Source organism: Duganella sp. 3397 (assembly GCF_031456625.1).
In the GTDB taxonomy this organism is placed as follows: domain Bacteria; phylum Pseudomonadota; class Gammaproteobacteria; order Burkholderiales; family Burkholderiaceae_D; genus Rugamonas; species Rugamonas phyllosphaerae.
The window spans coordinates 262,685-273,736 of record NZ_JAVDVB010000007.1 but is presented as its reverse complement, the minus strand read 5'-3'; the positions used below and the strand labels follow the sequence as shown (position 1 = coordinate 273,736).

General features: G+C 65.2%; 9 protein-coding genes. 3 read left to right on the top strand and 6 right to left on the bottom strand.

The features are described from left to right. Positions 1–354, top strand: a 354-nt coding sequence (locus J2X54_RS22265; RefSeq protein ID WP_310183862.1) for a rhodanese-like domain-containing protein, incomplete at its 5' end; no start/stop codon positions are given. Between the two features lie 87 nt (positions 355–441). Here the strand turns inward: J2X54_RS22265 and J2X54_RS22260 are convergent. Together J2X54_RS22260 and J2X54_RS22255 are read right to left on the bottom strand one after the other, a co-directional pair. Beyond that, positions 442–1,086: a response regulator transcription factor gene (locus tag J2X54_RS22260; RefSeq protein WP_070251182.1), complete on the bottom strand. Its 645-nt coding sequence runs from the start codon at positions 1,084–1,086 to the stop codon at positions 442–444. After that, a complete protein-coding gene (locus J2X54_RS22255) occupies positions 1,073–2,692 on the bottom strand; it encodes an ATP-binding protein (protein ID WP_229255465.1) in 1,620 nt (539 codons plus the stop codon). The genes J2X54_RS22260 and J2X54_RS22255 overlap by 14 nt, the downstream gene beginning before the upstream one ends. A 275-nt stretch (positions 2,693–2,967) precedes the next feature. On the opposite strand from J2X54_RS22255, the gene J2X54_RS22250 reads away from it, so the two are divergent. Further along, the gene (locus tag J2X54_RS22250) at positions 2,968–3,927 is read left to right on the top strand and encodes a VirK/YbjX family protein (RefSeq protein WP_310183858.1); all 960 of its coding nucleotides are present in this window, start codon (positions 2,968–2,970) and stop codon (positions 3,925–3,927) included. A gap of 32 nt (positions 3,928–3,959) precedes the next feature. Here the strand turns inward: J2X54_RS22250 and J2X54_RS22245 are convergent, their stop codons facing one another. From J2X54_RS22245 to J2X54_RS22230, 4 genes are all read right to left on the bottom strand, one after another. Then, positions 3,960–5,285 carry a TolC family outer membrane protein gene (locus J2X54_RS22245; RefSeq protein WP_310183853.1) on the bottom strand — a complete coding sequence of 442 codons (1,326 nt, stop codon included), beginning with the start codon at positions 5,283–5,285 and terminating at the stop codon, positions 3,960–3,962. Continuing rightward, on the bottom strand, positions 5,286–6,647 hold the full coding sequence (locus tag J2X54_RS22240) for an HlyD family type I secretion periplasmic adaptor subunit (protein WP_310183850.1): 1,362 nt from the start codon (positions 6,645–6,647) through the stop codon (positions 5,286–5,288). Then, positions 6,644–8,380, bottom strand: coding sequence for a type I secretion system permease/ATPase (locus J2X54_RS22235; RefSeq protein ID WP_310183848.1), 1,737 nt, complete (start codon positions 8,378–8,380; stop codon positions 6,644–6,646). The genes J2X54_RS22240 and J2X54_RS22235 overlap by 4 nt, the downstream gene beginning before the upstream one ends. A 166-nt stretch (positions 8,381–8,546) precedes the next feature. Continuing rightward, the gene (locus J2X54_RS22230) at positions 8,547–9,545 is read right to left on the bottom strand and encodes a hypothetical protein (RefSeq protein ID WP_310183845.1); all 999 of its coding nucleotides are present in this window, start codon (positions 9,543–9,545) and stop codon (positions 8,547–8,549) included. 209 nt (positions 9,546–9,754) lie between these two features. Between J2X54_RS22230 and J2X54_RS22225 the strand changes: the two genes are divergently transcribed. Next, complete coding sequence (locus J2X54_RS22225; protein WP_310183842.1) at positions 9,755–10,972, top strand: tetratricopeptide repeat protein; 1,218 nt, start codon at positions 9,755–9,757, stop codon at positions 10,970–10,972. Positions 10,973–11,052: the final 80 nt, after the last annotated feature.

The following is an 11,052-nucleotide window of genomic DNA, read 5'->3' as shown; positions in this document are numbered from 1 at the left end:
ACCGAGTTCCCGGAACTGATCGCCGCCCACAAGGACGACTTCGAGGGCAAGACCGTGGTGACCTTCTGCACCGGCGGCATCCGCTGCGAAAAAGCCGCGATCCACATGCAGAACATCGGCTACGACAATGTGTACCAGCTCGAAGGCGGCATCCTGAAATACTTCGAGGAAGTCGGCGGCGCCCACTACACGGGCGACTGCTTCGTGTTCGACTACCGCACCGCGCTCAACCCCAAGTTGGAGCCAACGGAAACCGTGCAATGCTTCGTGTGCCGCGCCGTGGTCACCCCGCGCCAGCAACTCGCCCCCGAATACGTCTACGAAAAATCCTGCCCCGCCTGCTACCAGGCATAAAGTTCAGGGTCAGTGCCGACAATTGGACACGAACTAAGCCATACTGCTGTTGGGCTCGTGTCTGAATGTCGGCACTGACCCCGAAGTTCAGGCGTCGTTTTCGAGCATGCTGATGCGCACCAGGTCGGCGACGTTGTCCACGCCGAGCTTGGCCATCAGGCGGGCTTTGTGGACTTCCACCGTGCGCACGCTGATGCCCAGCGCCGGGCCGATTTCACGGTTGTGGCGGCCTAATACCACCAGGTCCATCACCTCGCGCTCGCGTGGCGTCAGTTCGCCCAGCAGGCTGGCGTGGCGGCTGCGCCGTTGCTGTTCATGCTGTTCGCTGCGCGCGCGGGACAGCGCTTCGTCGATGGCGGCGATCAGCTTGACGTCGTCGAACGGCTTTTCCAGGAAATCGACAGCGTCGGCCTTGAAGGCCGCGCGCGCGGTGCCCACGTCGCCGTGGCCGCTCATGATGATGAAGGGAATCCGGCAACCCTGCCGCGCCAGCTCCTGCTGCAGGGCCAGCCCGTCCATGCCAGACATGCGGATGTCGAGCAGCAGGCAGCCGCGCCAGTTGGGCCGCCACGCCTGCAGGTACGCTTCGCCGCTGGAAAACACGGCGGTGCGGTAACCGCGCACGCCCAGCAGCAACCCCAGCGCATCGCGCACGGACGGGTCGTCGTCAACGATGTAGACGGTCAGGTTGTGGGCGCTCTGTTCGGGCGCGTCTGGATTATGCAGCAACATGATGCTCTGGCTCCTCGGCGCGTGCCAACGGCAGCGCCATTTTAAATAGTCCCTTGTCTCCAACCTCGGCCCACAGTGCGCCGCCATGGGCTTCCATGATGGCGCGGCTGAGCACCAGGCCCAGTCCCAGCCCGCTGGCCTTGGACGAGACGAACGGCTCGAACAGGCGCGCAGCCAATGCCTGCGATACGCCCTTGCCGCTGTCCTCGATCGTCAAATGCAGGCAGGCGCGCCGTTCCGACGCTTGCCTGCCTTTGGCGCCGCGCCCGCCGTTGCCAGCCACCGCGTCCACCTTCCGGCCCGATACCGTGATGCGGCGCGCGCCGGGCGGTTGTTCCTGCACCGCTTCGAGCGCATTGGCCAGCAGGTTGCGCAGCACCAGCTCGATTTGCAGGCGATCGACCAATACCTGCATGGCCGGCACCGCCTCGATATTGAGCACCACTTCGCGCTCGCGCAACTGCGCCATGAACTGCTGGCTCACACCGGCCACCAGGTGGCGCGCATCGATCGCCTCGAGCTTCATGGCGCCGGTGCGGAAAAAGTCGCGCAGGCGGCGCACCACTTCGGCGGCCCGGCTCGATTCGGCGATCATGCGCTGCACCACGCTCTTGAGCATGGCGCCGCTCTCGCCGCGTTCGAGCAGGAATTCGCACGCCTTGCCGTAAGTGCCCAGCGCGGTCAGCGGTTGATTGAGCTCGTGCGCCAGGGCCGCCGCCATTTCGCCGGCCGCCGCCAATCGCAGCGACTGTTTCAAATCGCTCGATACCTGGCGTAATTCATCGACCACGATGCCGATCGAGAAACCCACCAGCGCCAGCACCGCGTCAAGCATTTGCAGCTCGTGCACGGCAATATCGCCGGCGTGGTTGAGCTTGACGAGCGCACCTATGCCGGCCTGCAACACGAACACCATCAGCGCCGTACCATACAGGCCCTGGCGCGATGCCGCCCACACCACCGGCAGGAACAGGAAATAGAAATCCTTGAATTCCGACGTCGCAATACTGCCAAACACGAGGTACAGCACACCGATGGCCAGCGCCAGGTAGCCCAGCGTTTCAGCGCGCCATACGGTATCGCGCAGGCGCTGCCGTGACGCCGCGCTGGCCAGCATCCAGATCAGCGGCATCGACACCACCACACCCACCATGTCGCCGATGCCGAAGCGCAGCACTGCCGTGCCCCAGTTTCCAGTAGGAATCAAACCAGCAGCCGAGAGCAGGCTGATGTACACCAGGTCGTTGAGCAGTGTGCCCACGGTCACGATCGCCACCCACTGGAACAGGCGTCCCCGGCTGTCAAACAGGCCTTCGCTGCCGAAGGTGCGGCGCAGCGCCTCGCCCACCAGGCCATAGCCCACGGTAAGCCACACCGACAGCAGCACCGTCAGCAGCATGCCGGCCGGCATGCCGCGCACCAATATTTCGCCGAGGGTGAGCGCGATAAACCACGGCAGCGCCGCGCGCCAGCCATGGCGCAGCCAGAACACCAGCCCCAGCGACGGATCGGGATTCCAGGGCGTAATATTGAGACCGTACAGGGGGTCGATGTACGTGGCCCAGTCGAACAGCAGGTACAGCGCTATAAAGGCTGGAAACTGCAAATGACGTAGAAAAAATTGGGGCCGCAGCAAAGACATGAATGGCAAGATTTGTATCGTATTGTAGCATTATGCCTTGCTGGCCCTCAACGCGCATACTTTTTACAACTAAGTGTAACCCTTAGCAATACCTCTTTCCGCCCTGCCAACCGCGCTGCGCCTGCCGTGGCAGCATACGGGAACACCCTTACGCTGCCGCCCCAATTGTCAGCACCATAGGGCAAGCCTACCATCGCTTCCTTGCGGTATGCCTACCGCTGATACCCCAAGGAAACATGATGTCGATTACATTGCACTCAGGGACGGTCGGCCTGACAGGGCTGCGCCGCTTGCGCGAGACCATCAAACTGTCCGCCCGTGCGCTGTTGCACCGCGAAGCTGCCGACGGCTGGTTGCAGTTGCTGAACTCGTCGCCGCTGTTTACCGACCTGGTGGCGGACCATCCGCGCATGATCTACAAGATCTTCCGCCCGTATTTCAGCAATACCATGGGTTACAACGCCCGCCTGAACTTGCTTTCCGAGCACTACCGTTTCATCCTGCGCCAGGGCCTGGGTCCGCTGACGGCGTTGGCCTCGAAAGACCGCGTGGTGCTGGCCCGCGTGACCGGCAAGACCGGGCTGCCCTATCACATCCAGTTGGCGGCGGTCGAGCCGATGGAGCGCGAAGGCGAACTGGTGCTGCAACTGGTGCACGGCGACGACGTGGTCTATAACTGCGCGTTCTCGTTCCACCAGGACGAGCGCGGCACGGTGCTGGGCGTGGGCTGCATGCAGGGTCCGCGCGGCGACCACGGTTTGCAGGTGATCAAGGACGCGACCCGCGAGCTGCATGGCCTGCGGCCAAAAAACATGATGGTCAAGCTGCTGGTGCAGATCGGCCACGTGCTCGGCTGCGCCGAACTGCGCCTGGTCGGCAACGGCAACCGCACCGTGTGCCGCTCGGTACGCCAGGGCAAGGTCCATGCCGACTACGACGCGCTGTGGCAGGAGCTGGACGCCACGCCGCGCACCGACGGCGACTACCGCCTGCCGTGCCAGGCGTTGGCCGAGCCGGACCTGGCGGCGATCGCGTCCAAAAAACGTTCGGAGGCGCGCAAGCGCCACGAAACCCTGGCCGCGCTGGCCGACGGCATCGGCGCCAGCCTGCGCGCTTCGCGCCAGCCGATGGCCGGTGGCAGCAAGGGTGGTACGCCATCGATCGTCGTGCACGAGCATCAGGGCTACGCGCTGGCCTGACCCCGCAACCCGCGCGGGGTCAGGTTTGCGGGTTAGCGGAAATACGCCGCTACCTCGCGCAGCGCATCGGCATCGAGCACGCCGGCCGCTGACCGCAGCTTCAGCATCGCCAGCAGGTAGCCGTACCGCGCCTGCGCCTGGTCGCGCCGGCTGGTATAGAGCTGCTGGCGGGCATTGAGCAGATCGAGGTTGATCCGTACGCCGCCCTTGATGCTTTGCTCGGTCGCCGTCACCAGCATGGTGCCCGAGGCCACCGCCTTGTCGAGCGCGCGCAGCCGCGCCACGCTCGAGACCACCACCGCGTGCTGCTTGCGCAGCTCCACCAGCACCTTGTCGGTCGTCGCTTGCTGGTCGGCCTTGGCTTTTTCGGTGGCGGCCACCGCCTGGCGGCTGGACGCGCTCACCGCCCCACCCGAATACAACGGAATATTGACCTGGAAGCCGATCGACTTCTGTTTTGAATCCTGGTTCAGCGTGTTGAGCGTGTCCGAATTGTTTTTCGCGTAGCTGGCCACCAGGTCCACCCTGGGCGTGTGGCCGGCGCGCGCCTTGTTGATGTCCTCTTTCGACGACTCTACCGCGAACTGCATGGCGATGATGTCGGGGTTCTGGCGCAGCGCAATGTCGCGCCATTCGTCGAAACGGAGCGCGGCGTCGGGCGCCAGCCGGAATTCGGCCGCCACGTCATCGACCGAATTGACCTGCTGGCCGACGATGGCCGACAGCGCGGCCAGCGTGGTCTGCACATTGTCTTGCGCTTCGAGCACCTGCGCTTCGGCCAGGTCGAGCCGGGCTTCGGTTTCCAGCATGTCGGTCCTGGTGCCCTCGCCCTTGTCGAACAGGCGGGTGTTGACTGCGCGCTGCTCGATAAAGACATCGCGCTGCACTTCGGCCAGGCGCAGCTGCGTGTTGGCGAACAGCGCCTCGGTGTACGCGCCGGCCAGGCGCAGGATCAGCTCCTGCTTGCGCGAGGCAAAGACCGCCGTGGCGTAACTGGTCTGCGCCAGGCCCTGGTGGTAGCGCGCGATCGCCTCCAGGCTGAACACGGGCTGGCGCACTTGCAGCACGGCTGCTTTACTGCGGTAGTCGAGTTCGCGCGTGGGCGATTCGATGCCGTTGGTGATGTACACCACGTCGGCCTCCACCCGGCTGCTGGAATAGCTGGCCGAGACCGCCGGCAGCAGGGCCGAGCGGCCCAGCACTTCGTTCTCGATGCCGGACGCGTATTCGAAGGTGGCGGCGCGGTAGCCGGGATCGTTTTGCAGCGCCGCCTGGTAGGCCTGCATCAGGCTGACGGCGTGGGCACTGCCGGCGTACAGCAGCGCCAGCAATAAAATCGATGGAGCGACAGGCTTCACTCAGTCCTCCGACAGCGAGGTTTTGGCCCGGTCCATCACCGGTTTCAACAGGTAATTCATCATGGTGCGCTCGCCGGTCTTCACGAAAATTTCCACCGGCATGCCGGGCCGCACATCCATGTGCTGGCGGGCGATCATGCGGGTGCCGGCCGGCGTTACTTTCACCCGCACCTTGTAGGTGGCCGCGCCGGTGCGCTCGTCGACGGTGCGGTCGGCCGCCACCTGTTCCACCACGCCGTCGACATGCGGCGTGCGGTTGGCATTGAAGGCCGAGAAGATCAGCTCCACCGGCAATTTGGTCTGCACGCGGTCGATCAGGTTGACCGGCAGCAGCCCTTCCACGATCAAGCCGTCATCGGCCGGCACGATGTCGAGCAGGCGCGCGCCGGGCGCCACCACGCCACCTTTTGTAAACACGTTCAGGCCCACCACGATGCCGCCTACCGGCGCGCGGATCTCGGCGTTGGCCAAATCGTAGTCGAGCGAGAGCATGCGGCCCGACAGTGCCTCGGCCTCCTTCTGGGCGTCGTACAGCGCCGCGCGCACTTCCTTCTGGTATTCCTGGGTGCGCTGCACGCGGCGCAGCGACAACTCCATCACCTGGCGCTGGCCGCGGCTGATATTGCCGATGTCCTCGGAGATGGCGCCGCTGACCTGGGCATAGGTGCGCTCCACTTCCAGCAGGCGCGACCGGGCGATATAGCCCTCCTTGGCCAGGTCGCGCAGGTTCTCGACCTGCTCCTTGAGGAACCCCAGCTGCTGCACCTTGGCCTGGCGCGATTCTTCCAGGCCCCGGGTCTGGGCGCGCAGGCCGGCGATGTTTTCATCGACTGCCGCCAGTTCATTTTTGAGCGCCGATTCGCGTGCACTTTTCAGTTGCTGCTGCACTTCGAATACTTCGGCGGTGCGCGGGTCGGCTTTATAGGCCTGCAGCGACGCCGGGAACACGATGGCCTTGCCGTCGCGCTCGGCCACCAGGCGGGCCTCGGCCGCGCGCGCGGCCAGGTACTGCGCGCGCGCCACTTCCACCTGCGACTTCGGTGCGATGTCGCTCATGCGCACCAGCAACTGGCCGGCCTTGACGGTGTCGCCGTCCTGCACCAGGATCTCGTTGACGATGCCGCCGTTCTGGTGCTGGATGGTCTTGCGGTTGCCTTCCTTGGCCACCGTGCCCTGCAGCGGTACGCCCTTGTCCAGCGGCGCCAGCGTGGCCCACAGGAAGAAGCCGCCCACGCCCAGCAACACCACCAGCCAGCCCAGTTTCCCATACCCGCTGGCATCGGTAGGCACGGTGAGCGGCGCCACGTCGTGGCTGACCGCGTCGGCGGCCAGCGCTTTCGATTCGGAACTGAGTAATTTCATGCCTGCTCCCTCGCCGGTGCTGGCGGCTGCGCCGGCATCTGCTTCTGGTTTTTCTCTTGCAGCGCCTGCAGCACCTGCTTGGTGGGGCCGAACAGTTCGACCGCGCCGTCGCGCAGCAGCAGCAACTTGTTGGTGATGCCGATCGCGCTGGTGCGGTGGGTGATCAGCACGATGGTCTTGCCGCGCGCGCGCAGGTCGTTGACAGCGGCCAGCAAGGCGTGCTCGCCAGCGTCGTCGAGGTTGGAGTTCGGTTCGTCGAGCACCAGCACGGCCGGGTCGCCGTACATGGCGCGCGCCAGGCCCAGGCGCTGTTTCTGGCCGCCCGACAGGCCGGCGCCGCCGTCGCCGAGCGGGGTGTCGTAGCCTTGCGGCAGGCGCAGGATCATGTCGTGCACGCCGGCGCGCTGCGCCGCCAGCACCACCTTGTCAGCCGCCACCTCGCCGAAGCGGGCGATGTTCTCGCCCACGGTGCCGGCGAACAGTTCGATATCCTGCGGCAGGTAACCCAGGTGCGGGCCCAGCTCGGCCTTGTTCCACTGGTAGATGTCGGCGCCGTCCAGGCGCACCTTGCCCAGCGCGGCCGGCCACACGCCCACCAGCAGGCGCGCCAGCGTGGTCTTGCCGGAGCCGCTGGGACCGATCACGCCCACCACGTCGCCCGGCAGCAGGCCGAACGACACGCTGCGCAACAAGGTCACCTGGCCGCCCGGGGCGACTGCGCTCACGCCTTCCACCGTTACCGTGCCGGTCGGTTTGGGCAGTGGCATGCCGGCCTTGCGCGCCGGGTTCTTGTCGAGCAGCTCGAGCAGGCGGCCGTAGGAACTACGTGCGCCGGCAAAGGTTTTCCACACCGCGATCACCTGCTGCACCGGCGCCAGCGCGCGGCCCAGCAGGATCGAGGCGGCGATCATCATGCCCGGGGTGATCTTGTTTTCCAGCACCAGCAAAGCGCCATAACCGAGCACCAGCGATTGCAGTGCGATCTGCACGAACTTGGTGGCGGCTGCCACCAGGCCGGCCTTTTCGCTGGCCTCGCCCTGCAAGTGCAAAAATTTGCCGTGCAGCTTGAACCAGCGGCCCATCAGGTTGGGCAACATGCCCATCGCCTCGATCACCTCGGCATTGCGCAGGTTGTTGGTCGCCAGCGAGGACGAGGCGATCGACAGCGTATTGGCTTCGGCCAGCGGCTGCTTCGACACCCGCTCGTTGAGGAAGGCCAGCACCACCAGGATCGCGGTGCCGCACAGCGCGAACACGCCCAGGCCCGGCTCGAAAATGAAGATCACGACCAGGTAGATCGGAAACCACGGCGCATCGAAAAATGCGAACAGCGCGTTACCGGTCAAAAACTGGCGGATATTGGTGAGGTCGCTCAAGGCCTGGCCGGCGTTGCCGCCGCTGCGCCGCAGGTTTTGCTCGAAGGCGGCGGTGTACACCCGCTGGTTCAGTTCCATGTCAAAGCGCGCGCCCACCCGTACCAGGATGAAGCTGCGTACCAGCTCGAGCACACTGATCATCAGGTAGGCGCCCAGTATCATCACCGTGAGCATCAGCAAGGTGGTTTCGTTGCGGCTGGTGAGCACGCGGTCGTAGACTTGCAGCATGTAGAGCGACGGCGCCAGCATCAGCAGGTTGGTGATGGCGCTGAACACGCCCACCGTGAAAAAGGCGCGCTTGAGCGTGGAGAGAACGTCGGTGATTTCGTTACTGGGCGGCGAGTAGTTGTTTTTCATTATGGGCAATTTGTGACGAATCAACTCCACGTAGTTGGCTCGGCAATTATCGCTCACAAAATTCCATGAAAATTCACAATTTCCCACACTGGCGGCCATAGGCGCAGCCAGCCGCTATTTACTTAGGGCATCTGTTGGAAATCGGCACAACTTAACGGTAAAACGATCAGCGCGGTGGATTGGGACGCCAGGTTGCCACGCCGGAAACGGTGCGGGTGGGCGTCAGCGCGCCCTCGAACAGGTAGGTGGCGCCGCCATTACCGCCCAGCGCGCCATCGACTTGCATCGTGCCAGGCTGGGCCGAGCGGGCGCTGCCGAACTGGCCATCCCTGCCCACCCGGCCAGCGCCGGACAAACGGTAGCTGGCATCCTGGTCGCGCACATCAACACTGGTGGCAAACGTGGCCTTGGCGAAATCGACCGTGAGCCGGCCGTCGGCCAGGGTGGCGGCCGTGCGCTGGCCGGTGCCGGCATCGCGCACATAGGCTTCGCTGGCGGCCAGCGCGAAACCGGCGCTGCCGCGCACCGGCGCCTGGTACGGCGCGCCGTCTTCGCCACGCATCAGCACGTACACTTCGTTGCTGGCCAGGCGCCGTGTACCAGAAGTAGCCGCAGTACCGGCGCCGCCGGCCAGGTTCTCGAGGATGACGTTGGGCGCGCGGTCGATGACTTTTTCCCAGCGCCCCCAGCTGACCACCTGCGCACCGCCGGCAAAGTCGGACGCCTCCCCGGTGCCGGCGGCCCCGAGCTGCGGCAACCGGGCTTGCAGCACATCGTTTTTGCGGGCGTCGAGGTCGGGATTGGCGCCCGCAGGGAAGACCGCGCCAGCCATGGCCGGCAGCTCGAAGCGGGCGCCGGCGGACACGGCGGCATTGGCGGCTTTGGCCTCAATCAAGGCAGCCGGGGCCGGGTTAGCCAGCTCGCGGGCGAACCGCGTTTCGGTTTCGGGGCGCACAATCACCAGGCGCTGGTCGGGCGTGCGGATGTACAGGTAGCCGTCGCCGCCGGTGCGCACGCGGTCGCCGTCCCGGACGGTGCCGCCCACGCGGGCAGGATCGCCTTCCACCTCGGCCTGGCCGGCGACAAAAATGATGTGTCCCGGCTCGGCGCCGTGGACCTGCGCCGCCAGCAGCGCCATGCTAATGAAGATGAGTTGACGCGCCATGATGGAATTCCCCCCTGATTCCGGCATTTTACCGAAATTAATTTCTGACAAGACAGTCGTTACACTTTGTATCAATGCTTGTAACTGGCCCGGGGCCCCGTTCGGAAAATTCCAGAGAGGTAAGTTATACTGCGCGGCCATTGCGCCGATTCCGGGGCGGACAGTTTTTATTCGATTTGATGACACTGCCAGGCTTCCTCCACCACAAGTTGTCGACAACTACCCTGCTGGCCCTGGTGGCCTTGCTGGCCGTGGTGGGAGGCAATGCCCGGGCGCAGACCCCGGACGTGGTGCAGGACCTGTACCGCGATGCCCTGCGCTCGATCGCCGACGGCCGCCGCGACGACGCCACCGACGCCCTCGAACGCGTGATCGCCCAGGAACCGCTGCACGCGGGCGCCTGGCTCGACCTGGCGCTGGTGCGCTGCGACCTGGGTAACATGGCCGAGGCCGAGCGCCTGTTCAAGGCCATCGAACAGCGCTTTGCACCACCGCCCGAAATTCGCCAACTGATCGCCCAGGCCCGCGCCGGCGGCTGCGCCGGCTGGCAACCGCGTCCGCTCTACAGCTTGTCGTTGGGACGCGGCTGGAGCCGCAACGTCAACCAGGGCGCCAACAGCGCCACGTACCAGCCGGTGGACGGTGGCGACGGCCTGGTGCTGCTGCCCGATTTTTTGCCCCGGCGCGACCAGTACACGGCCCTGTCGGCCGACTATATCCGCGACCTCACGCCCAATGGCACCCAGGGTTTCGTGCAATTCCAGGGCCGTCGCCACGACAGCCTGCACGACTACGACAGCTATTCGCTGTTCGCCGGCATCGACACGCCGTGGCGCATCAGGCAATGGAAGCTGCGCACCACCGCCACCGTCGGTTACGCCACGCTGGGCAGCCAGTTGTACCAGCGCCAGGTGCAGCTGCAAGCGCAGCTGATGCCGCCGCTGCCGCTGCCCAAGACCTTGCAACTGTCGCTGCACACGGGCGTGACCCATGTCGATTACCGGACCCTCGACAATTTTCGCGGCACCACCGGCGAAGTGCGCAGCCAGCTGACCTGGCGCAGCGGCAACCATTACGCCAGCGCCAGCTTCGGCCTGCTCGACGACAAGGCCGCCGAAGACCGCCCCGGCGGCAACCGCCACGGCAACAGCCTGTCGCTGCAATACCGCCAGTTGCTGGGCGCCGGCACCGGTGAGCTGGGCTACACGCGCCAGTCCTGGCGCAGCGCCAGCGCCTACGCGGCCGGCCTGATCGACGAAACCCGGCGCCAGCAGGCCCACATGCTGCGCGCCGCCTACACCTACCCGCTGGGCAGGAGCCACAACCTGGTGCTCGAAGCGCGGCGCATCCACAACCGCGAAAACATCTCGATTTTCCAGTACGACGATACCCAATTGCAACTGAGTTGGCAGTGGCTCGGGCCGTAAACAGCGGCTTGCGGAGAGGATCGTTACAGCGCGTAACAAGCTGTTACAAGATATTAAGCTAACAACTGCCTGCGATATAA

Bases quoted from the DNA above. Each gene is read 5' to 3' on its own strand.
- J2X54_RS22235 (WP_310183848.1), bottom strand. From the start codon at position 8,380: ATGAAAAACAACTACTCGCCGCCCAGTAACGAAATCACCGACGTTCTC.
- J2X54_RS22260 (WP_070251182.1), bottom strand. From the start codon at position 1,086: ATGTTGCTGCATAATCCAGACGCGCCCGAACAGAGCGCCCACAACCTG.
- J2X54_RS22240 (WP_310183850.1), bottom strand. From the start codon at position 6,647: ATGAAATTACTCAGTTCCGAATCGAAAGCGCTGGCCGCCGACGCGGTC.
- J2X54_RS22250 (WP_310183858.1), top strand. From the start codon at position 2,968: ATGTCGATTACATTGCACTCAGGGACGGTCGGCCTGACAGGGCTGCGC.
- J2X54_RS22230 (WP_310183845.1), bottom strand. From the start codon at position 9,545: ATGGCGCGTCAACTCATCTTCATTAGCATGGCGCTGCTGGCGGCGCAG.